The sequence below is a fragment of the Mesorhizobium sp. B3-1-8 genome, from assembly GCF_006439495.1.
GTDB lineage: Bacteria > Pseudomonadota > Alphaproteobacteria > Rhizobiales > Rhizobiaceae > Mesorhizobium.
Genome location: NZ_VFTK01000023.1, coordinates 38003 through 57796, shown reverse-complemented (window position 1 = coordinate 57796; position 19794 = coordinate 38003). Strand labels below are relative to the sequence as shown.

The 19794-nt window shown below is 63.4% G+C and carries 26 protein-coding genes; 18 read left to right on the top strand and 8 right to left on the bottom strand.

Annotated features, from left to right (window positions below):
* Both FJ424_RS21235 and FJ424_RS21230 read right to left on the bottom strand, forming a co-directional pair.
* Nucleotides 1-546, bottom strand: coding sequence for a dTDP-4-dehydrorhamnose 3,5-epimerase family protein (locus FJ424_RS21235; RefSeq protein WP_226891823.1), 546 nt, complete (start codon nt 544-546; stop codon nt 1-3).
* Between the two features lie 131 nt (nt 547-677).
* The gene (locus tag FJ424_RS21230; protein WP_140641443.1) at nt 678-1202 is read right to left on the bottom strand and encodes an outer membrane protein assembly factor BamE; all 525 of its coding nucleotides are present in this window, start codon (nt 1200-1202) and stop codon (nt 678-680) included.
* Between the two features lie 117 nt (nt 1203-1319).
* On the opposite strand from FJ424_RS21230, the gene FJ424_RS21225 reads away from it, so the two are divergent.
* The 7 genes from FJ424_RS21225 (at nt 1320) to FJ424_RS21195 (ending at nt 6098) form a co-directional block, all read left to right on the top strand.
* On the top strand, nt 1320-1862 hold the full coding sequence (locus FJ424_RS21225) for a ubiquinol-cytochrome C chaperone family protein (RefSeq protein WP_140658592.1): 543 nt from the start codon (nt 1320-1322) through the stop codon (nt 1860-1862).
* Between the two features lie 11 nt (nt 1863-1873).
* The gene (locus FJ424_RS21220; protein ID WP_140658591.1) at nt 1874-2422 is read left to right on the top strand and encodes a DUF177 domain-containing protein; all 549 of its coding nucleotides are present in this window, start codon (nt 1874-1876) and stop codon (nt 2420-2422) included.
* 130 nt (nt 2423-2552) lie between these two features.
* Nucleotides 2553-3620 carry a phosphate acyltransferase PlsX gene (plsX, locus tag FJ424_RS21215; RefSeq protein ID WP_140658590.1) on the top strand — a complete coding sequence of 356 codons (1068 nt, stop codon included), beginning with the start codon at nt 2553-2555 and terminating at the stop codon, nt 3618-3620.
* A 9-nt stretch (nt 3621-3629) separates the two neighbouring features.
* A complete protein-coding gene (locus tag FJ424_RS21210) occupies nt 3630-4601 on the top strand; it encodes a beta-ketoacyl-ACP synthase III (protein ID WP_140658589.1) in 972 nt (323 codons plus the stop codon).
* Between the two features lie 104 nt (nt 4602-4705).
* Nucleotides 4706-5029, top strand: a complete 324-nt coding sequence (locus FJ424_RS21205; RefSeq protein WP_023815657.1) for an integration host factor subunit alpha — start codon at nt 4706-4708, stop codon at nt 5027-5029.
* A gap of 132 nt (nt 5030-5161) precedes the next feature.
* Nucleotides 5162-5701, top strand: a complete 540-nt coding sequence (locus tag FJ424_RS21200) for a MerR family transcriptional regulator (RefSeq protein ID WP_042640150.1) — start codon at nt 5162-5164, stop codon at nt 5699-5701.
* Between the two features lie 94 nt (nt 5702-5795).
* On the top strand, nt 5796-6098 hold the full coding sequence (locus FJ424_RS21195; RefSeq protein ID WP_140658588.1) for a DUF883 family protein: 303 nt from the start codon (nt 5796-5798) through the stop codon (nt 6096-6098).
* 75 nt (nt 6099-6173) lie between these two features.
* Here the strand turns inward: FJ424_RS21195 and FJ424_RS21190 are convergent, their stop codons facing one another.
* From FJ424_RS21190 to FJ424_RS21175, 4 genes are all read right to left on the bottom strand, one after another.
* The gene (locus FJ424_RS21190) at nt 6174-6434 is read right to left on the bottom strand and encodes a hypothetical protein (RefSeq protein WP_140658587.1); all 261 of its coding nucleotides are present in this window, start codon (nt 6432-6434) and stop codon (nt 6174-6176) included.
* Between the two features lie 155 nt (nt 6435-6589).
* Entirely contained in the window at nt 6590-6784 is a 195-nt protein-coding gene (locus FJ424_RS21185; protein WP_140658586.1) for a hypothetical protein, read from the bottom strand.
* Between the two features lie 218 nt (nt 6785-7002).
* Entirely contained in the window at nt 7003-7197 is a 195-nt protein-coding gene (locus FJ424_RS21180) for a hypothetical protein (protein WP_140641457.1), read from the bottom strand.
* 219 nt (nt 7198-7416) lie between these two features.
* A complete protein-coding gene (locus FJ424_RS21175; protein ID WP_140641459.1) occupies nt 7417-8025 on the bottom strand; it encodes a hypothetical protein in 609 nt (202 codons plus the stop codon).
* Between the two features lie 298 nt (nt 8026-8323).
* Between FJ424_RS21175 and FJ424_RS21170 the strand changes: the two genes are divergently transcribed.
* From FJ424_RS21170 to FJ424_RS21140, 7 genes are all read left to right on the top strand, one after another.
* Entirely contained in the window at nt 8324-8590 is a 267-nt protein-coding gene (locus tag FJ424_RS21170; protein WP_140658584.1) for a helix-turn-helix transcriptional regulator, read from the top strand.
* A 154-nt stretch (nt 8591-8744) separates the two neighbouring features.
* Complete coding sequence (locus FJ424_RS21165) at nt 8745-9203, top strand: YbaK/EbsC family protein (protein WP_140658582.1); 459 nt, start codon at nt 8745-8747, stop codon at nt 9201-9203.
* A 254-nt stretch (nt 9204-9457) separates the two neighbouring features.
* Nucleotides 9458-10786 carry an NAD(P)H-dependent oxidoreductase gene (locus FJ424_RS21160; RefSeq protein WP_140658580.1) on the top strand — a complete coding sequence of 443 codons (1329 nt, stop codon included), beginning with the start codon at nt 9458-9460 and terminating at the stop codon, nt 10784-10786.
* A 2-nt stretch (nt 10787-10788) separates the two neighbouring features.
* Nucleotides 10789-11817: a thiamine pyrophosphate-dependent dehydrogenase E1 component subunit alpha gene (locus tag FJ424_RS21155; protein WP_140658578.1), complete on the top strand. Its 1029-nt coding sequence runs from the start codon at nt 10789-10791 to the stop codon at nt 11815-11817.
* Nucleotides 11817-12815: an alpha-ketoacid dehydrogenase subunit beta gene (locus tag FJ424_RS21150; RefSeq protein WP_140658599.1), complete on the top strand. Its 999-nt coding sequence runs from the start codon at nt 11817-11819 to the stop codon at nt 12813-12815. The genes FJ424_RS21155 and FJ424_RS21150 overlap by 1 nt, the downstream gene beginning before the upstream one ends.
* 3 nt (nt 12816-12818) lie before the next feature.
* Entirely contained in the window at nt 12819-14192 is a 1374-nt protein-coding gene (locus FJ424_RS21145) for a pyruvate dehydrogenase complex dihydrolipoamide acetyltransferase (protein ID WP_140658576.1), read from the top strand.
* Nucleotides 14193-14305: 113 nt separating this feature from the next.
* Nucleotides 14306-15475, top strand: a complete 1170-nt coding sequence (locus FJ424_RS21140; RefSeq protein WP_140658574.1) for a DUF930 domain-containing protein — start codon at nt 14306-14308, stop codon at nt 15473-15475.
* A 1-nt stretch (nt 15476) separates the two neighbouring features.
* Here the strand turns inward: FJ424_RS21140 and FJ424_RS21135 are convergent, their stop codons facing one another.
* Together FJ424_RS21135 and FJ424_RS21130 are read right to left on the bottom strand one after the other, a co-directional pair.
* Nucleotides 15477-16151: an HAD family phosphatase gene (locus FJ424_RS21135; protein WP_140658572.1), complete on the bottom strand. Its 675-nt coding sequence runs from the start codon at nt 16149-16151 to the stop codon at nt 15477-15479.
* Between the two features lie 88 nt (nt 16152-16239).
* Nucleotides 16240-16881: a hypothetical protein gene (locus FJ424_RS21130; protein ID WP_140658570.1), complete on the bottom strand. Its 642-nt coding sequence runs from the start codon at nt 16879-16881 to the stop codon at nt 16240-16242.
* A gap of 190 nt (nt 16882-17071) precedes the next feature.
* On the opposite strand from FJ424_RS21130, the gene FJ424_RS21125 reads away from it, so the two are divergent.
* Genes FJ424_RS21125 through FJ424_RS21110 form a run of 4 tightly spaced genes read left to right on the top strand, consistent with a single transcriptional unit; the run spans nt 17072 to nt 19758 of the window.
* The gene (locus FJ424_RS21125) at nt 17072-17509 is read left to right on the top strand and encodes a transcriptional regulator GutM (RefSeq protein ID WP_140641475.1); all 438 of its coding nucleotides are present in this window, start codon (nt 17072-17074) and stop codon (nt 17507-17509) included.
* Between the two features lie 53 nt (nt 17510-17562).
* Nucleotides 17563-18330, top strand: coding sequence for a PTS glucitol/sorbitol transporter subunit IIC (locus FJ424_RS21120; RefSeq protein ID WP_127867858.1), 768 nt, complete (start codon nt 17563-17565; stop codon nt 18328-18330).
* A gap of 15 nt (nt 18331-18345) precedes the next feature.
* Nucleotides 18346-19350: a PTS glucitol/sorbitol transporter subunit IIB gene (locus FJ424_RS21115; protein WP_140641477.1), complete on the top strand. Its 1005-nt coding sequence runs from the start codon at nt 18346-18348 to the stop codon at nt 19348-19350.
* A gap of 27 nt (nt 19351-19377) precedes the next feature.
* Entirely contained in the window at nt 19378-19758 is a 381-nt protein-coding gene (locus FJ424_RS21110; protein WP_140658568.1) for a PTS glucitol/sorbitol transporter subunit IIA, read from the top strand.
* Nucleotides 19759-19794 lie beyond the last annotated feature (36 nt).

Sequence of the window (19794 nt, the reverse complement as noted above, 5' to 3'; positions counted from 1 at the left end):
CTACACCAGCTTGTAGGGGATCTGTTCGGTGTCCGGCGGCAGGCGCCAATGGTCGGGCGCGTCATAGGCGTAGGCCTTGTCGACGAGGTTGAGCACCAAAGCAGTCTCCGCTCCGAGCGCGACGACACCGTGCCAGACGCCGGGCGGAATGATGACGATAGCGGGCCTGACCGCTCCGACAATCTTGTGCCAAACCGTGCCGAATGTCGGCGAGGCCTTGCGACCGTCGAACAGCGAGATTCGAACGCTGCCCACCGAGCAAAAAAGCCGGTCGGTTGTGACGCCATGGGCATGCCATCCCGTCACCGCGCCGGGATAAAGCGTGCGCTGAAACACCTGTCCGACCGGAAGTCCGTCGAGATCCCATTCCTCGCGAAAAACCTCGGTGAGGTAGCCGGTCGAAGTCGCGACAGGTCGGATTTCCTTGAGCGCGACGCCGTCGATTGTCGGCGCTTCGACGACAAGCCAGTCAGGTGTCACGGTTTGCCGGTCAGGCGTGCCTGTCGCCATCCAACCTTGCGGCACAGTACGATCGCTGTTGCTCATGACCGGTCCCAATCCCCAGCAAATTGATAGGGGGACGCCGGAATATAAGCAAGTATGCGTCTTGGCCGCACCTAAACAAAACCCCGCCGGCTAGGCGGCGGGTTTGATTGTTCTGCAGGCCGTCGATAGACTTAAGGCGTACCGCCGCTGCCGCCGCCGGGGATGCCGGGCGCCAGCTTGCTGGCGCCGCTGATGATCTGGCTGAGGAAGTTCTGGTCCTTGCCGCCGGTCGGCGTCGTCCTCGAGATGAAGTCGAAGATCTTGCCGTCCTTGAGGCCGTAGTTGGCGATCTGGGTAACGCGGCCGTCGGCGCCGAAATAGACCGCCAGCACATGCTGGTCGATGATGCGGGGATTGTCGAAGGCGACATAGCGCTTGCGCGTTTGCGAGATGTAGTAGAAGGCCTCGTTGTCGAAGGTCGCCGTCGTCGACGGCGTGCCCAGCGCCAAAAGCACCTGCTCGCGGCTCGACCCGACCGGCACCGAATCGATCGCCTGCTGGTCGATGACGTAGCCTTTCGTCAGCGTTTCGCTCGGATGGAGATCGCCGAACATCTTGGACGAATTGCAGGCGGAAAGCGCTGACACCACTACCAGCAGCGAAGCCACGCCCAACGGGGCGGGCGCAAAGAACGACTTGAATTTCAGCGCACCCAACAACAATTCTCCATCACATCCCCGCAACTTGCGCTGGGCCGCAAAACCGGTAAACCAGCTTGCATGCCGATGCAACAAGGCCAAATCAAACAACAGGTCCCCGGGAGACCGCCCTCAATGTTCCAGCGCCTTTTTGGCCGCGAACGCAATGCCAACCGCGCTATCACCGACGCGCTCTACGCACGAATCGTGGCGGCGGCGCGGCAAGCGGTGTTTTATTCCGACTGGAATGTGCCCGATACGCCGCTCGGCCGCTTCGAGATGCTGTCGCTGCACATGTATCTCGTCCAACACCGGCTGCGTGGCGAGCAAGGTGTGGCCGCCGAAGTCGCGCAAGTGCTGATCGACGAGTTCTTCCTCGATGTCGAGCATTCGCTGCGCGAACTTGGCATCAGCGATGTCGGCGTGCCCAAGCGCATGAAGAAGCTGGCAAAGATGTTTTACGGCCGTACGGCCGCTTATGACGACGCGCTCAAGGAAGACGACCGGGTGGCGCTTGCGGCGGCGCTCGCCCGCAACGTCAGGCCGGACTCCGGCCCCTGGCCGCAGGCGCCGCTGCTGGCGGACTATGTCTGCGAGGCTAGCCAGAAGCTTGCCGCGCAGCCGACCGAATCGATCGTCGCCGGCATCGCCGCGTTCCCGTCCGCCGGGGCCGCGTGAAGGAGGCCGGGATGAAAGACGACGAATTGCGCAGCCCTGTATCCTTTGTCGCCAATGTCGCACGGCTGCCGCAAAAGGGCCTGCCTGTCCTGGTCGAGGCCGATGAGCGCCAGCGCGAGGCGCTTGCCGCCGAATACGAACTGCTTTCGGTCGAAAACTATCGCGCCGAACTGCTTGTGGCCTCCTGGAAGCGCAATGGCGTCAAGGTCACCGGTCGCGTCGAGGCCGACATCACGCAGGCCTGCATCGTCACGCTCGATCCGGTCACCGCGCATATCGACGAGCCCGTCGAGGCGCTGTTTCTGCCCGAGCAGTCGAAGCTTGGGCGCGAGGGTTTCGAGGGCGGCGGCGAGATGATCCTCGACGCCGACGGACCGGACAGTCCGGAAATATTTTCCGGCGACACCATCGATGTCGGCGCGCTGGCCGAACAGTTTTTCGGCCTGGCGATCGACCCCTATCCGCGCAAGCCGGGAGCCTCGCTCGACGTCGCCGGCGACGATCAATCCGAAGAAAGCGAATTCCAGAAAAAGCTGCGTTCGCTGCTCGGAAAATCCTGAGAGTGGTCCGGATTTTGGAAAAGTTGGTTGTGCCTAGGCGCAAAACCGCTATTTTCGCCGAACCTTCGCGAGCCCCCTTACCCTGGCAGGCGTCAGCCGCAAGCCAGGCAACCCGTGAGAAAAGCACTACGTGATCAGGATTTCCATCGATGCCATGGGCGGCGATCACGGACCGAGCGTGGTCATCCCGGCGCTGATGACGGTCGCCATCCGCCGCCCTGACATCCGCTTCGTCATCTATGGCCGCGAGGACGTGGTGCGTCCCGAACTCGCCAAGTTCCCGAAACTCGCCGAGATAAGCGAGTTCGTCCATTGCGAGATCGCGGTGCGCATGGACGACAAGCCGAGCCAGGCGCTGCGCCATGGTCGCTGGAAGTCGTCGATGTGGAAGGCCGTCGAAGCGGTCAAGAACGGCGGCGCGCAGGCCTGCATCTCGGCCGGTAACACCGGCGCGCTGATGGCGATGTCGAAATTCTGCCTGCGCACCATGGCCACCATCGACCGCCCGGCGATCGCAGCGCTCTGGCCGACGACGCGCGGCGAAAGCGTGGTGCTCGATGTCGGCGCCACCATCGGCGCGGATGCGCACCAGCTTATCGATTTCGCCATTCTGGGCACCGGTATGGCGCGCTCGGTGTTCGGCATCGAGCGGCCGAGCGTCGGCCTGCTCAATGTCGGCGTCGAGGAGATCAAGGGCCAGGAAGAGGTCAAGGAAGCCGGCCGCATGCTGCGCGAGGCCAACATGGCTTCGATGAGTTATCGCGGCTTCGTCGAGGGCGACGATATCGGCAAGGGCACGGTCGACGTGGTGGTTACCGAGGGTTTTGCCGGCAACATCGCGCTCAAGACCGCCGAGGGCACCGCAAGGCAGATCGCCGGCTATCTGCGCGCCGCCATGAGCCGCACGTTCATGGCCAAGATCGGCTATGTCTTCGCCAAGGGCGCCTTCGACAGGTTGCGCGAGAAGATGGATGTCGGGCGCTCCAACGGCGGCGTCTTCCTGGGATTGAACGGCATCGTGGTGAAGAGCCATGGCGGCGCCGATTCCGACGGCTTCGCGGCCGCCGTCGAACTCGGCTACGACATGGTGCGCAACAATCTGCTTGACCGGATCGAGGCCGACCTCGATCTGTTCCATGCGCGCAACCCGACCGCGCAGGCAAACAGGAAATCCGGCGTCGCCGACGCCGAGGAATAGGACAGAGCCTTGATCAGATCAGTCGTGCGCGGCAACGGTGCCGCGCTGCCCCGCCGCATCATGAAGAATGCCGACTTCGAAGGCATGGTCGAAACCTCGGACGAGTGGATCGCTCAGCGCACCGGCATTCGCCAACGCCACGTCGCGGCCGACGACGAGACAACAGCCTCGCTTGGCGAGGCGGCGGCGCGCGCGGCGCTGGATAGCGCCGGCATGACGCCCGCCGATATCGACCTCATCATCCTGGCGACCTCGACGCCCAACAACACGTTCCCGGCGACCGCCGTCGAAATCCAGAACCGGCTCGGCATGCATCATGGCTTTGCCTTCGATATGCAGGCGGTGTGCTCGGGCTTCGTTTATGCGGTCGCCACCGCCGACCTTTATATCCGGGGCGGCCTGGCCAAACGCGTCCTGGTGATCGGTTCGGAAACATTCTCGCGCATCCTCGACTGGAGCGACCGCTCGACCTGCGTGCTGTTCGGCGACGGCGCCGGCGCGCTGGTTCTGGAAGCGGCAGACGGAGCGGGCGCGATTGCCGATCGCGGCGTGCTGGCGGCGAGCCTGCGTTCCGATGGCGTGCACAAGGACAAGCTCTTCGTCGACGGCGGTCCTTCTACCACGGGAACCGTCGGTCATCTGAGGATGGAAGGCCGTGAAGTGTTCAAGCATGCCGTCGGCATGATCACCGATGTCATCGAGGCGACCTTCAGCGAGGCCGGCATAACAGCCGAGGACCTCGACTGGTTCGTGCCGCATCAGGCCAATAAACGGATTATTGACGCTTCCGCCAAGAAGCTCGGGATTGCCGAGCAGAAAGTGGTGGTCACCGTCGATTTACACGGTAACACCTCGGCTGCCTCGGTGCCGCTCGCTTTGTCGGTGGCCGTCGCGGATGGCCGCATCAAGAAGGGCGACCTTGTGCTTCTCGAGGCGATGGGTGGAGGTTTCACCTGGGGCGCGGTATTGCTCCGCTGGTAAGTGCCGAACTCGCCGGTTCGGTTCTTGACCTTGCCGGATCAATTACTTAGGCTCTGCCTTTACCTGTATCGATTTACGTTTTTGCGAGCAGATGGGACGGTCGCATGGGGGGAAAGACACTTACGCGTGCCGACCTTGCTGAAGCCGTTTACCGGAAGGTTGGCTTGTCGCGAACTGAATCGGCGGAGCTCGTCGAGGCTGTCCTCGATGAGATCTGCGAGGCGATCGTCCGCGGCGAGACGGTGAAGCTGTCGTCCTTCGCCACCTTCCATGTCCGTTCCAAGAACGAGCGCATCGGCCGCAACCCCAAGACGGGCGAGGAAGTGCCGATCCTGCCGCGCCGTGTGATGACGTTCAAATCGTCGAACGTGCTCAAGAGCCGGATCCTGCGCTCGCATCAGAACAGCAAGGGCAAGGGCGGCAAATAGTTTGCTGGCGAATGCGGTTGAAAACCGCCGGCCATTTTGACGTCGGGCTTGAATATCGTTTCATAAATCGCTGAAATAAGGCACGATTCGGCATCATGAGCCGGATCGCGGTCCAGTGTGGAGGATTGGCCCATGGACAAGAGCCCCGACGCTTTCCGCACCATCAGTGAAGTCGCGGAAGATCTCGATCTGCCGCAGCATGTGCTGCGGTTCTGGGAGACGCGCTTCACCCAGATCAAGCCGATGAAGCGTGGCGGCGGCCGGCGCTACTACCGGCCGCAGGATGTCGAGCTGATCAAGGGCATCAGGCATATGCTCTACGATCAGGGCTATACGATCAAAGGTGTGCAGAAACTGTTGCGCGAAAACGGCAACCATTTCCTGGTCGCCATCGGCAATGGCGACATGGCCGCCGTGGAGGCGATCGCTCAGCGCCGCCAGGCCGAGCAGGTGCCGCTGACGGCGGCCGCGCAGCCGCGCGGCGACGAAGACGCGCTGGTCGGCCAACCGAAGGTGAAGCCCAGCCGCCGTTTCTTCGGCCTCGGCAAGAGCGACGACGAAGGTCCGGTACAGCCAGACGCCTCGAAATTGTCGCGTGACAATCGCGCCTTGCTGCAGGAGGCGCTGTTCGACTTGCTGGAATGCAAGCGCCTGCTCGACCAGGTTCGTTGAACGGTCGTCATTCGACTTGATGCCGCGCGCTCGGCCTGCCGGAACTGGCTCTGCGTCCATGCGTTAGGCCTTCTCGAAGAGAAGGACAAAAAGCATGGCACCGTTTTCGACCCTCTCCGACGTTGATATCGACAAGCAGGTCGCGGCGCTTTCGCGACAATTGCACGATCTCAAGAAGGTTTTGGCCAGGCGCGGCGACGCCTATTACGAGGATGGCCGCGAGGCGGCGTCCGACTATTATTCGCAACTTGCCGATCGCCTCCACGAGGCGCTGCCGGCAATAAGGCGCAGGGGCAGGGCTATTGAGCGTACGGCGCGAGATCATCCGGCGACGGCCGCCGCCGTCGGGCTGGTCGTGGTCGGATTGCTTGCCGGCCTTCTTATCAGCCGGCGCTGATCGATCGACGCGATATGAACAGAAATGGCGGCCGTCCTCGACGGCCGCCATTTCCGTGCCATTTGGCTACAGCGATCAGTTCGCGAGCTTGAGCCGCGTCTTCGGATCGACCTTCATGACCTGACTGCACTTGCCGTAGAAGGTGCCGTTCTTGTCGGTGGCATCGGTATAGGTGCCTTTGCAATCCAGCTGCAGCACCAGGCACGAGCCATGGCCCTTACAGACCGCGCCGCCGTCGCCGGTTGGATGGGTGCCGGCAAAGGCCGGAGCCGGGACCGAGCCGAAAGCCGAAAAGACGAGAGCCGCGGCGAGGCTGATACGCTTGAAGTTGGTCATTTGAGCATTTCCTTCCATTGGTTGTTGGGATCGCCGTCCTGGCGTCCCGTTGGGTTGAGGAGCACCTTCGCGGTGCCCATGACCGCTTAGTGCTGGCCCCAATGGAAAGGTTCATATGCCGCGCGATTTTTTTCGTTTGGCCGGCGACGTCTGTGTCAGCCGTCAAACTTATCGGTGCCCCGCATCACGCCACCGGCAATTCGGGGCAGGCGGCGCGGATAATACGCTTTCGCCGCCAGCTTGTCGGTCGGCGTCACGAACCGCGGATTGCGGTCGACGATCTTTCGCCACAGCGTCAGTTCGTTATAGCGCGTCGGGGCGGCGGGATTTGGCCGATAGCCGAGCTTCATGGCGAAGCGGGCAACGAGGGCCGGATGGCGAAGCGTGACGACGGCACGGGCGACCGCCAGTAGCAGGCGGTGTCTGGCCGAAAGATCAGCGCAGGCCCCATTAGACGCAGTCCGGAGTGCGGTTCGGCATCACCGGATGTTTAAGCCGAAGAGTCCGATGGGAAGACTGGTCCGCTCTGGCGGCGAAGGCCTGCCTTCCCATCGGCAGAAGGGAAGGATCAGGCCTTCTTCGGAGCCATCGTCTTGTGGTGGTGATGATGGTGGTGGTGATGGCGGTGATGATGCCTGTGGTGATGACGATGATGGTGATGCTTCTTCATCGGAGCCGCGTCGGCGCTGGTGGCGCCGAGGATCGGCATGGTGAACGCCAGGGCCAGAGCCAGCCCGAGCGCGGAGAGGAGGGACTTCTTCATGACTTCGTTTCCTTTTTACGCGGGCCTTCCGAGATTCACCGGAGCAAATCGGTGACCCAAGCCTCGCGATAGGGACTATCCTCCTGGTTTTTTTCGACAATTTTTCCCAAATGTAGATTTTTGTTTCTGGATTGTTTCTGGGAACACTCTTGCGCCGCGCGCTCGCCCTGGCCGACGAGGATTGCGCTCCTTGAAATCCAAGGATACGGCCGCCTGGCCTCACATAGGCGGCGCGATGCCGTGATTCCCGACCACGACCCGGTTGGCCACGAGCTTGCCGTCGCCGCCGCGCTCGGCGTTGACGAACACCGCGATGCCCGGCGTGAGATCCGCCGGCGTGGCGGCGGCGAATGTCACGATCGGTGTCGTCTGCGGAATCGCGATCTGCTTCTTCTGGCCGTTGTCATAGGTGAGCGTGACCGTACGGCCTTCGATCTCGGTGACGTCGGCGACGGTGCCGTTGGTCATGCGGCTGTTGGGCTGCAGATCCCAGTCGCGGTCGCCTTCGCCCGTGCCCTTCAGGGCCGCCGGGAAGACCACGACTTCCAGCGCGCCGCTGCCGCCATCGGCCTTGGAAATCGAGGCGATGCCAAGAAAATCGCCTTGCTTGATATCGGCTGCCGATGCCTTGGCGACGCCCGAGATCTTCCAGCCGTCGGCAAGCGCGATCGCATCGGTCTTGCCGTCGCGGTCCTTCACCGTGAGCGTCGATCCGGCAACGCCGACGACGGTGCCTCGAACGCGTGTGGCGTACGCCGCCTGCGCTTCCGTCGCGCCGACGACGCTTGAGATGGCGCCAAGCAAAATTGCGAACGATTTCAAATTCATGGCATTCGATCCTTCCGTGAAACGCCCGGCGCGCGGGTTTGGCTGCCGGTGACGGTGAGCTAACGAATCGAGGCGTCGAAAATGCCGGCGAATCCGGTCGAGGATCTTCAAAAGAACTTGATTGAGCGCCGAGCGGCCTTACATCTACGGGGCCCGAGGCATTCGGCCAAAACGCAGCTTCACGATGGCGTGACGCCGTATGGGTGCTCTTGGCAAATCATTTGTTAACGAGCATTCTCCCGCCGTCTCAGGCAACACCCACATTTCATCCGACCTGTTTCATCTTTAAGGAGTTGCCATGCCCAACACCGTACGAAACGCTGTTTCCAACGATATCATTGCCGCGTCCGGCCTCAATCCGTTGAAAGCCGCTCGCGAAACGAGGGGATACACGATCGAGGAACTCTCTTTGACCTGCGGCCTGGCCGTGGGCGAGATCGTCGACATCGAGGACGGCAAGGACGCCGACCCCGCCAAGCTCCGGCGCATCGCTTCCGCGCTGCAAGTGCCGGAAGAGGAATTGATCAGGATGCCGTCCGCAGAGAATCGGCCCACACAGCAATAGAGACGCCAAAAGCGTCCATCCAGAAGCCCGCCGAGGGTTGGCCCGGCGGGCTTTTTAGTGCCTGCGAGGCGCAGGCACTGGCTCTTGCCAATAACCGCCATGCCATGCGATTCGCCGAGCGCTGCTGTTCGACAGACCTGACGAGGGATTCACCATGAGCTTGGAATCGGTCCGCGCCTTTCTTGCCGAGCACGCGCCCGATGTCGAAGTCATCGTCACCGAAGCAAGTTCCGCAACAGTGGCGCTGGCGGCGGAGGCGCACGGCGTCACGCCGGCGCAGATCGCCAAGACGATCTGCCTGCGCGTCGCTGACGAGACCATGCTGGTCGTGACCAGCGGCATCGCCAGGCTCGACAACCGCAAATTCAAGGACAGGATGGGCGGCAAGCCGCGCATGCTCGGCGGCGAAGAGGTGCTGGCAGTCACCAGCCATCCGCCGGGCGGCGTCTGTCCGTTCGGCCTGCCGGCGCCGCTGCCCGTTTATTGCGATCTGTCGCTCAAAGCCTTCGGCGAGGTCGTTCCGGCAGCCGGCGCCACCAATGCCGCGGTGCGCATCACGCCGCAGCGCATGGCCGATCTGGTCGGCGCCGTATGGGTCGACGTTTGCCAGTAACAATTGCCGCCTAGATATCTTTTTATGGTTCGTCGAGGGCCGTCGCGCGGTTTTGACCGACGTTCGGCCGCGGCCGCTCGCTTTCCATTTGGTTCGGTACGGGCGCCCGCTGCCCGTGCCTTTAGCCGTTGCGCCTCGAGCAATTGGAAAAGCGTCGACCAATGGCCAAATTCTGGACATTAGTCTTGACAGAAATACATATGTTCAATACCGGTCAAGCAACCGAACAGCGTGCGATATGGGAGGAATACGGTATGGCATCCAACATTTCGTTGACGGGCCTTGCCCGCGATCTCGAGGAACGAGCCAAGTCGGGCAAGCCCATCCGCATCGGCCTGATCGGTTCCGGCGAAATGGGCACCGACATCGTCACCCGCGTCGCCCACATGTCCGGCATCGAGATCGGCGCCATTTCGGAACTCAACCTGCCGGCGGCCAGCAAGGCCGTCGATATTGCCTTCCAGGAAGCCGGCCATGCGCGCGAGGTTTCCAACGCTTCGGCGATGACCTCGGCCATGGAGGCCGGCAAGATCGCCGTCACCAGCGATTCCAGCCTCGTCATCGGCAATGACCTCATCGACGTCGTCATCGACGCGACCGGCGTTCCGGCCGTCGGCGCCGAGATCGGCCTGCGCGCCATGGAGCATGGCAAGCATCTGGTGATGATGAATGTCGAGGCCGACGTCACCATTGGCGCCTACCTCAAGAGCGAAGCCGACCGCCTCGGCGTCACCTATTCGCTGGGCGCCGGCGACGAGCCGTCTTCCTGCATGGAACTGATCGAGTTCGTCTCCGCCATGGGGCATCCGATCGTTGCCGCGGGCAAGGGCAAGAACAACCCGCTCAACATTGACGCCACGCCTCCGGACTATGAGGAGGAGGCGAAGCGCCGGCATATGAATGTGCGCATGCTGGTCGAATTCGTCGACGGTTCGAAGACCATGGTCGAGATGGCGGCGATCGCCAACGCGACCGGGCTGGTCCCCGACAAGCCCGGCATGCACGGTCCGGCGGCGACGCTTGGCGAATTGTCGAAGGTGCTGGTGCCCGAGAAGGACGGCGGCGTGCTGTCGAAGGTCGGCGTCGTCGACTACTCGATCGGCAAGGGTGTCGCGCCCGGCGTCTTCGTCGTCGCCGACATGTCGCATCCGCGCATCTCGGAGCGCATGGAAGACCTGAAGATGGGCAAGGGCCCGTATTTCACCTTCCATCGCCCCTATCACCTGACCTCGCTGGAAGTGCCGCTGACCTGCGCCCGGGTCGTGCTTTACGGCAAGGCCGACATGGTGCCGCTGGCCAGGCCCGTGGCCGAGGTCTGCGCGGTCGCCAAGAAGGATCTGAAGCCCGGCGACAAGCTCGATGCCATCGGTGAGTATTGCTATCGCGCCTGGATCATGACGGCCCCGGAGGCCCATGCGGCGCGCGCCGTTCCCTGCGGCCTGCTGCAGGGCGGCTCCGTCACCCAGCCCATCAAGAAGGGCGAGCTCATCACCTATGCCAACGCGGCGCCCGCGCCGGGCTCGAAGATCGCCGAGCTGCGCGCCCGCCAGGACAAGCTCGTTTACGGCGCTGTGGAGGCGTGATCATGGCTGGAGCCAGCAAGGCCGTCGTGGATAGCCGGGCCAACCTGCCTTTCGTCTATCGCCAGTACAGTCCGGAGCAGCTCAGGGAGGTGCTTCATAAGATGTACCTTATCCGCCGCTTCGAAGAGGGCGCCGAAGAGTGCTACATGCGCGGCCTCATCCACGGCACCATGCACCTGTCGATCGGCCAGGAAGCCAGCGCCATGGGCATCTGCATGCCGCTCGCCGAGGACGACCAGATCACCTCGACGCATCGCGGCCATGGCCATTGCATCGCCAAGGGCGCCGAGGTCAGCCGGATGTTCGCGGAATTCTTCGGCAAGACCACCGGTTATTGCAAGGGCCGCGGCGGCTCCATGCATATCGCCGACGTCGCCAAGGGCAATCTCGGCGCCAACGGCATCGTCGCCGGCGGCATTCCGATCGCGGTGGGTGCCGCGCTTTCCGCCAAGAGGATGAAGACCGGCAAGGTCGTGGTTTCCTTCTTCGGCGACGGCGCCAACAATGAGGGCGCCTTCCACGAGGCGCTGAACATGGCGGCGATCTGGAAGCTGCCGGTGATCTTCGTGTGCGAGAACAACGGCTACGGCATGTCGACCTCGACGGCGCGCTCGACCGCGGTGAAGAACATCGCCGAGCGTGCGGCCGCCTATTCGATGCCCGGCGTCATCGTCAACGGCAATATCTTCTCCGAGGTGGCCGAGGCGTCCTTCAAGGCGGTGGAGCGGGCGCGCGCGGGCGAGGGGCCGACGCTGATCGAATCCAAGACCTACCGCCATCGCGGCCATTCCAAGAGCGACCGCAACCGCTACCGCACCAAGGAAGAGATTGAGGATTGGATGGCGAACCGCGATCCGATCGCGCTGTTCGAGACTGAGCTGCGTGACTTCGGCTTCATCGACGACCAGGGCATCCAGGCGATCCGCGACGCGGTCGCCAAGGAGATCGCCGACGGCATCGAGTTCGCCAAGGCGAGCCCGGCACCGGACATCGCCGCCCTTGCGGACTACGTTTACACGGAGCATGCGTGATGGACGCCGTGGTGCGTGAATTGAGCTACGCCCAGGCGATCCAGGAAGCCATGGCTATCGCCATGGACATGGACGAGCGCGTCTTCCTGATGGGCGAGGACATCGGCGTCTATGGCGGCGCCTTCCAGGTGACGGGCGATCTTGTCGAGCGCTACGGCAGCGACCGCGTCATCGACACGCCGATCTCTGAACTGGGCGGCGCCGGCGTCGCGGTGGGCGCCGCCGTCACCGGCATGCGGCCGATCTTCGAATTCCAGTTCTCGGATTTCGCCACGCTCGGCATGGAGCAGATCGTCAACCAGGCGGCCAAGATGCGCTTCATGCTCGGCGGCGAGGTCTCGGTGCCCCTGGTGATGCGCTTCCCGGCCGGCTCCGGCACGGGCGCCGCCGCCCAGCACAGCCAGAGCCTCGAGGCCTGGCTCGGCCATGTACCCGGCCTGAAGGTGATACAGCCGGCGACGCCGCACGATGCCAAGGGCATGCTGCTTGCCGCGGTCGCCGATCCGGACCCGGTCATGATCTTCGAGCACAAGCTGCTCTACAAGATGAAGGGCCATGTGCCGGAAGGCCACTACACCGTTCCGATCGGCAAGGCCGAGATCCGCCGCGAAGGCCGCGATCTCACCATCGTCGCCACCTCGATCATGGTGCAGAAGGCGCTCGACGCCGCGGCCGTGCTGGAAGGCGAGGGCATCGACATCGAAGTGATCGATCTGCGCACGATCCGGCCGCTCGACAGGCAGGCCGTCATCGACAGCGTGAAGAAGACATCGCGCCTGCTCTGCGTTTACGAGGCCGTGAAGACGCTCGGCATCGGCGCGGAAGTGAGCGCGCTCGTCGCCGAGAGCGAGGCGTTCGACTATCTCGACGCGCCGATCGTGCGGCTCGGCGGCGCCGAGACGCCGATCCCCTACAATCCGGACCTGGAAAAGGCGACGGTGCCGCAGGTTCCCGACATCATCACTGCTGCCCACGACCTCGTGAAAGGGGTCCGCTGAACGATGCCGACCGAAGTCATTCTTCCCAAGGTCGACATGGACATGGCGACCGGACAGATCTCGCGCTGGTTCGCCGAGGAGGGCGCCAAGGTCAAGAAGGGCGACGTGCTCTTCGAGATCGAGACCGACAAGGCGGCGATGGAGATCGATGCGCCGGCCAGCGGCACGCTGCGCAACGTCACCGGCAAGGAGCGCGTCGACATCCCTGTCGGCGAGCCGGTGGCGTGGATTTATGCCGATGACGAAGTGTATTCGGCTGAGGCGGCGCAGAACGAGACTCCAATCTCCCCCCCCGTGGGGGAGATGTCGACGCAGTCGACAGAGGGGGGCGCTGTCCCTCCGATCTCTCATTCTGTCGCGCCCCCCTCTGGCCTGCCGGCCATCTCCCCCACAGGGGGGAAGATTAGCCAATCGCCCTCGGCCGCGCGCGCGACGCCGCTTGCTCGTCGCTTGGCCCGTGAGGCAAATCTAGACCTCTCGGCTATAACAGGCAGCGGTCCGCGCGGCCGTGTTGTGCGCGCCGACGTTGAGGCCGCAGTCGCCGCGAAAAGCGCAGTCACCCCTGCTCAGCCGGCCGCCGAGATTCCGGTCGAAGCCCCATCCGCTCCGGCACCCGCAGCCAAGCCGATGTCGGACGACCAGGTGCTGAAGCTGTTCGCCGAAGGCTCCTACGAGCTCGTCCCGCATGACAATATGCGCAAGACGATCGCGCGCCGCCTGGTCGAGGCGAAGTCGACCATCCCGCATTTCTATCTGACGCTGGATTGCGAGCTCGACGCGCTCTTGGCGCTGCGCACGCAGCTCAATGCCGCAGCCCCGATGAGGAAGACCGACAAGGGCGAAGCCCCGGCCTACAAGCTCTCCGTCAACGACATGGTGATCAAGGCGATGGCGATGGCGCTGATGGCGGTGCCGGACGCCAATGCCTCCTGGACCGAGAGCGCCATGGTCAAGCACAAGCACGCCGATGTCGGCGTCGCCGTGTCGATCCCCGGCGGCCTGATCACCCCGATCATCCGCCATGCGGATGAAAAGACGCTGTCGGCCATCTCCAACGAGATGAAGGACCTGGCGAGCCGCGCCAGGAGCCGCAAGCTGAAGCCCGAAGAGTATCAAGGCGGCACCACCGCTGTGTCCAATCTGGGCATGTTCGGCATCAAGGACTTTGCCGCGGTCATCAACCCGCCGCATGCGACGATTTTGGCGGTCGGCGCCGGCGAGGAGCGGGCGGTGGTGAAGAAGGGCGAGATCAGAATAGCCACCGTGATGTCGGTGACCTTGTCGACCGATCATCGTGCGGTCGACGGCGCGCTCGGCGCCGAACTGCTCGGCGCCTTCAAGCGCTTGATCGAGAACCCGATGGGCATGCTGGTGTAGGCAAATCCCTGTAGGCCTGAATCCACCTTGATCACCGACTTGTCAGGGCGGCAGCTCGCGCGAATCCCGGCAAGTGCTTGAAGCCGCCGCTATTTCGTTCCACATCGGGCGCAATGAACGGCAAGATGCGGGAATGGTTTCGGAATTGGCGGTGGGCCTTGGCCGCATCGCTATTCCTGCATGCCTTGATCGCCGCGTTCCTGTTCTTTGGCTTGCCGAGACCCTACCAACAGCCGGATCGGCAGGAACAGCCGGTCAACGTCGCGATCGTGCCGCCGCCCGAGCAGCCCAAGCCGAAGCCCGCTCCCAAGCCGCCGGAGCCGAAGCCTGAAAAGAAGGCTGAAAAGCCACCTGAACAAAAACCGCCTCCGGAACCACCGAAGCCGAAGCTGCCGGACGATCAGGTTCTGAAGCGCGTTTTCGAATATGGCAAAAAGGATACCGGCCCGGAGAAATCAGCCGACGGAGGCAGCGCTCCAGCCAACGCGCCGTCGCCAGCCCAGAATGAGCCCGCGAAGCCGCCGGTCGCGCCGAAGCCCATGCCCAGCCAGCCCGCTTCGCCTGCAACGTCCGAGCAGCAGGCGGATTCCAGCAAGCCTCAAGAGAAGCCGGCAACCGCAGCGCCGGACGAAAAACCCGCGCAAAGCGAGGAGAAGCAGGCCACTGAGGATGCCGATAAGCAGGAGCCCGACAAACAGGAGACGCCGCCGCAAACCACCGAACAGCAAGCGGTCGTGCCGCCAAAGCCACTGACTGCGGAGTCCGGCGACAAGCCCGCGGCTCGATCCTCAGCCGGAAAGGCAAAGCCTAAACCCTCCAAGGCGATGAAGTTCAAATCCGCAAGAGCCTTGAGAGCGCCAAGCGTGAACCCGGGAAGGTCGAACTCCGCCGACAGCGAGGTTGCGGGATCGCCGATCTATTCCGGCCTGCCGGGTGTCAGAAAGCTTTACTCGCCGGGTGCGACCGGCAATGCGCTGGCCACGAGCTCGATGGAGAACGTGCCGCGCGATCAGCGCGTCGCCAATCTGTGCGCCAACGTCCTGAATCAGGAACTGCAAAGTGCTGACTATTCGCCGAAATGGCTGCCGACCATTCCCCTGAAGCAGGGCAATGTTCTCAACCCCACGCAAGCCGCCTTCAGCACGACAACCCAATGGTTCGATCTGAGCTTCCGCTGCGAGGTCGACGCCGATGCGACGAGGGTCCTGTCCTTCAACTTCCGCGTGGGGGGATTGGTGCCGCCCGGTGAGTGGACCCGTCGTCGCTTCCCCAGTCTCCGCTAGCTCAGGCCGGCACGCCGAGCTCGACCAACTGCCGGGCAACCTCGTGCCAGTCGGCGCAGACGAAATCGGCGCCGGCAGCCCTCAGTCGGGCGCTGTGCCCGGGATAGGTATGCCCGCCGCCGGTATAGCCGATCGCGGTCATGCCGGCCGCGACCGCGCCCTGGACGCCGAACGGCGAATCCTCGACGACGATGCAGTCCGCGGGGTTCGCGCCCATTTTCTCGGCGGCATGGAGGAAGATATCGGGCGCCGGCTTGCCGTTCTTCACCATCGAGGAGGAAAAGATCGCCTCGCCGAAGAAGCGCGACAGTCCGGTCACCGACAGGCTGTGGTTGATGCGTTCGACCGACGACGATGAGGCGACGCAGCGGTCGCCGGCAAGCGCTTCGAGGAAAGGCACGATCCCCGGCGTCGGCTTCAGCTCCTCGGAAAACAGCAGCTTGGTCTCGGCCCAGATATCGCCGTCGGCGGCTAAAGGGAACTGATGGCCGGTCAGTTCCTTGATTTTGACGATGATGTCGGACTGCTTCATGCCGATGCATTGGGCGATGATGCCGCCATGCACGCCGGGCATGCCGTGTTTCTCGTAGACGCGCTCATAGGCTTTGGCGGCCAGCGGCTCGCTGTCGACGAGAACGCCGTCGCAATCGAAAATCATCAGTCTAGGTCGCACCACGCGCTTCTCCCGGCTGCTGTGCCAATGCGCACATCGCTATCGATAAAAAGTCAGATGTTCAATAGCGGGCAGCTGCGTCCCCAACACTTCAAAGCTGGCGCAGCGCCTCGCTGACCGGCGTGGATCCAAGCGCGCGCTGCATGGCCTGGCGCGACTGCGCGCGGTCGGGTGTGATCCAGTTGGGCTCGGCGCCGAGGAAGCGGTCGAGGAAGGCCACGGCATAGGCGGGCATTTCCGTTGCGTTCTCGCGATAAGACCACCAGGTTCGCAGGTCGTCGGCGCATTTGTCGATGCTGGGCGCCGTGCCGAACTCCTGCTCGTGCACGGCCAGGATCGCCGATACGCAGTAGTTGGTATAGAGGAAGCCTTCCGGCCAGAAGCGCACGATTTCCGCCGTGCCGGCATTGGCCTCGGTCTCGATCATGTCGGTGAGGCCGGAAATCTCTCGCGCCGGCGCCTGCCGGATCAGCTCGCGCAGCACAAGCCCGGCGGCGAAGACGATGAAGTCCGCGCGGTCGACGGCAGCGAATCGCTTCTGCGCTTCCATGACTTCGATCCAGTCGAGGAAAGCGCGCGTCAACTTGGCCTCGTCGATCTCGAAGCGCACGCCGAACGTTTCGGACACCACTTTCGCGCTGCTGCGGAAGGTAGCGCGGAACCAGCGCAGCTGCCGGAGCCGGTGGCGAAGGTCCGGCATAAGCGCGAGTTCGTGCCTGAAAGGCAGGTCCATGTCTCACTTCCCGTTTGACGGCAGGCTAGCACAGGCGTTGCCGATGCCGAAATCGGTCAGCCGCCTGTGGAGCGTTATGACGGCTAATATAATACATGTTGACATCCGAGGAAACAAATGTTCTCACTTTCGGGTCATCTCGCCTCCGTCCAATATGCGTCGGAGGAACGAGAGTCGGGAGGAGTACCGAATGGCGATCTGGCAGTGGGCACTGCTTCTGCTGTTTGTTGTCTGGGCGCTGCAATCGCTGGGCGTCTGGCTGCAGATGCGGCATTATTCGGACGTCTTCAAAGGCGTGACCGGAGAGTTCAAGGACGGCTTCGTCGGCGCTGGCAATTTCCGCGGCCGGCTTGCCAAGGGCACCATCGCGCTGATCGTCGTGACGCCGGATCTGATCGTGCGCCGCATGATGGTCATGAGCGGCCGCTCGGTGCTGACCAAGTTCAAGCGACATGAAGAATTCGAGGGCGTCCCCCTCGATCGACTCCGGTCCAACCCTGCGATCATGGGGGAGGGGGAACCCGGTGTGGCCGAGGCCGTGAAACGGGCGATCGAGCAGATCGACCGCGCGCGGTCGGAGCCGGGGAAGAAGCCGGGCCTGTCCGGCTTGAACGTAGCAAGGGCATAAACGGACGCCGGCAGCCGGCTGGGAATGACCGGCAGGGGTCATAAGGAGGAGAAATGTCTGTAATTTCGTTATTGGCGCAGCATGCCGACCTGGCGGTGCATAACCTGCATGTCGCAGGCACCATGGTCTCGGATGCTGCCTGGCACGGCAAGCTCGGCGTCGAGCATGCCACCGATCATCTTGTTGTCCTGGCGCAGGCGACGACCGACAACGCGCCGGTCACCGCCGATCAGCTGAAGGAACAGCTGAAGAACGTGCAGCAGGAAGAGCAGCTCGGCTGGCTGACCGCGATCGGCAAGTATTTCATCGGCATCTTCCAGAAGGGCGGCGAAGTGTTCGCCGGCTTCGTCACCGGCATCATCCCGACGCTGGTGGTGCTGATGACCGCCTTCTACGCCGTTACCGAACTGGTCGGCGAAGAGCGCGTTCACGGCCTGGCGCGCGGCGCCGGCCGCATCGCGCTGACCCGTTATACGGTGCTGCCGGTCCTGTCGGTGTTCTTCCTCACCAACCCGATGGCTTACACCTTCGGTTCTTTCCTGGAAGAAAAGCACAAGCCCGCCTTCTACGACGCGGCCGTGTCCTACGTGCATCCGCCGCTCGGCCTGTTCCCGCATATCAACCCCGGCGAATATTTCGTCTGGGGCGGCATGCTGGTCGCGCTGCTCGACCTCGAGAAGCGAGGCGTCATCGCCAACGGCTACCATGTCAAGGTGGCCATCTGGTACGCCATCGTCGGCCTCGTCGTCATCCTGCTCAAGGGCATGCTGACCGAGCGCATCACGGCCATCATGGCACGCCGCCAGGGCGTCGAGCTCTAAAGGCGGGAGGACACCATGGCCAAGACATACAAGGCAGTAAAGATCTCGAAGGGGTCCACCGGCTGGGGCGGTCCGCTGGTCATCGAGCCGACCGAACAGCGCAGCAAGGTCGTGTCGGTAACCGGTGGCGGCATTCATCCGGTGGCGCAGCTTATCGCCGATATGACCGGCGCCGAGGCGGTCGACGGCTTCAAGGCGCCGCCGATCGAAAGCGAGATGGCGGTCGTCGTCGTCGACTGCGGCGGCACCGCGCGCTGCGGCGTCTACCCGCGCAAGCGTATCCCGACCGTCAATCTGACGCCGGTCGGCCAGGCGGGTCCGCTCGCTCAGTTCATCACGGAAGACATCTACGTTTCGGGCGTGAAGCCGGCCAATGTCACAATGGCGGACGGATCCGAAGCGGTCACCACTGCGGGGGGAGCAGCATCGATGAGTTCAAGCAACAACACTGCATCCAGGGCGGCCGAGCCGCTGCCGAGCGAGGGCGGGCTTATCGGCCTGATCAGCTCGATCGGCCGCGTCATGGGCCGCGTTGTCGGCATCTTCTTCAATTCCGGCCGCCGCACCATCGATCAGGTCATCCGCAACGTGCTGCCCTTCATGGCCTTCGTGACCATGCTGATCGGCCTGATCCTCTATACCGGCATCGGTGACGTGCTGGCGCAGCCGATGGGTCCGCTGGCCAACAACATCGTCGGCCTGCTGGTCATCTCGGCCATCTGCGGCCTGCCGTTCCTGTCGCCCATCCTGGGCCCGGGCGCGGTCATCGCGCAGGTGATCGGCGTCGCCATCATCGGGCCGCAGATCGCCAACGGCACCATCTCGCCCGCCATGGCGCTGCCGGCCCTGTTTGCCTACAACACCCAGGTGGGCTGCGATTTCGTTCCCGTCGGTCTGGCGCTCGGTGAGGCCAAGCCGAAGACGATCGAAATCGGCGTGCCGGCGGTGCTCATCAGCCGCCAGATCATGGGCCCGGTCTCCGTGCTGATCGCATGGGTCGTCTCCCTGATCGTGTTCTAAGTCGTCAACAGTATCGAGGTTCGCCATATGTCGGTTCTTCTCAAGACACGGGTCACTGCTATCGGACCCGAAGTGGCGGACCTCGCCGAGGGCGGCGTGGTCATCCTGTTCGCGGATGGCTCGCCTCCGGAACTGGCCGAGGTTTCCGTGCTTCATCTGGCAGAGCAGGGACCCAGTGACGACGCACCGCAAAAAGGCGCGTCGATCACGCTCGGACCGGTTTCGGCTGTGATAACGGCGGTCGGCTCCACCGCGTGGAGCAAGGTCCGCGAGATGGGTCACGTCGTCATCTCCTTCAACGGAGCGACCGAGGCTGAAAGGCCGGGCGAAGTTTGCGCATCCGAGGTCGATACCGGAGCGCTTGTGGCGGCGCTTACGCCGGGCGCTGTCATCACCATCGCCGCCTGATAATATCCGCGCTGTCTGTCGACGGCGCCACAAACC

Excerpts from the sequence above, each read along its gene's own strand:
- FJ424_RS21225 (WP_140658592.1), top strand. The coding sequence starts at position 1,320 with ATGTTCCAGCGCCTTTTTGGCCGCGAACGCAATGCCAACCGCGCTATC.
- FJ424_RS21180 (WP_140641457.1), bottom strand. The coding sequence starts at position 7,197 with ATGAAGAAGTCCCTCCTCTCCGCGCTCGGGCTGGCTCTGGCCCTGGCG.
- FJ424_RS21125 (WP_140641475.1), top strand. The coding sequence starts at position 17,072 with ATGGCGATCTGGCAGTGGGCACTGCTTCTGCTGTTTGTTGTCTGGGCG.
- FJ424_RS21175 (WP_140641459.1), bottom strand. The coding sequence starts at position 8,025 with ATGAATTTGAAATCGTTCGCAATTTTGCTTGGCGCCATCTCAAGCGTC.
- FJ424_RS21205 (WP_023815657.1), top strand. The coding sequence starts at position 4,706 with ATGGGGGGAAAGACACTTACGCGTGCCGACCTTGCTGAAGCCGTTTAC.
- FJ424_RS21200 (WP_042640150.1), top strand. The coding sequence starts at position 5,162 with ATGGACAAGAGCCCCGACGCTTTCCGCACCATCAGTGAAGTCGCGGAA.
- FJ424_RS21195 (WP_140658588.1), top strand. The coding sequence starts at position 5,796 with ATGGCACCGTTTTCGACCCTCTCCGACGTTGATATCGACAAGCAGGTC.
- FJ424_RS21190 (WP_140658587.1), bottom strand. The coding sequence starts at position 6,434 with ATGACCAACTTCAAGCGTATCAGCCTCGCCGCGGCTCTCGTCTTTTCG.
- FJ424_RS21150 (WP_140658599.1), top strand. The coding sequence starts at position 11,817 with ATGGACGCCGTGGTGCGTGAATTGAGCTACGCCCAGGCGATCCAGGAA.
- FJ424_RS21170 (WP_140658584.1), top strand. The coding sequence starts at position 8,324 with ATGCCCAACACCGTACGAAACGCTGTTTCCAACGATATCATTGCCGCG.
- FJ424_RS21140 (WP_140658574.1), top strand. The coding sequence starts at position 14,306 with ATGAACGGCAAGATGCGGGAATGGTTTCGGAATTGGCGGTGGGCCTTG.
- FJ424_RS21155 (WP_140658578.1), top strand. The coding sequence starts at position 10,789 with ATGGCTGGAGCCAGCAAGGCCGTCGTGGATAGCCGGGCCAACCTGCCT.
- FJ424_RS21185 (WP_140658586.1), bottom strand. The coding sequence starts at position 6,784 with ATGAAGCTCGGCTATCGGCCAAATCCCGCCGCCCCGACGCGCTATAAC.
- FJ424_RS21120 (WP_127867858.1), top strand. The coding sequence starts at position 17,563 with ATGTCTGTAATTTCGTTATTGGCGCAGCATGCCGACCTGGCGGTGCAT.
- FJ424_RS21160 (WP_140658580.1), top strand. The coding sequence starts at position 9,458 with ATGGCATCCAACATTTCGTTGACGGGCCTTGCCCGCGATCTCGAGGAA.
- FJ424_RS21130 (WP_140658570.1), bottom strand. The coding sequence starts at position 16,881 with ATGGACCTGCCTTTCAGGCACGAACTCGCGCTTATGCCGGACCTTCGC.
- FJ424_RS21115 (WP_140641477.1), top strand. The coding sequence starts at position 18,346 with ATGGCCAAGACATACAAGGCAGTAAAGATCTCGAAGGGGTCCACCGGC.
- FJ424_RS21145 (WP_140658576.1), top strand. The coding sequence starts at position 12,819 with ATGCCGACCGAAGTCATTCTTCCCAAGGTCGACATGGACATGGCGACC.
- FJ424_RS21165 (WP_140658582.1), top strand. The coding sequence starts at position 8,745 with ATGAGCTTGGAATCGGTCCGCGCCTTTCTTGCCGAGCACGCGCCCGAT.
- FJ424_RS21235 (WP_226891823.1), bottom strand. The coding sequence starts at position 546 with ATGAGCAACAGCGATCGTACTGTGCCGCAAGGTTGGATGGCGACAGGC.
- FJ424_RS21220 (WP_140658591.1), top strand. The coding sequence starts at position 1,874 with ATGAAAGACGACGAATTGCGCAGCCCTGTATCCTTTGTCGCCAATGTC.
- FJ424_RS21110 (WP_140658568.1), top strand. The coding sequence starts at position 19,378 with ATGTCGGTTCTTCTCAAGACACGGGTCACTGCTATCGGACCCGAAGTG.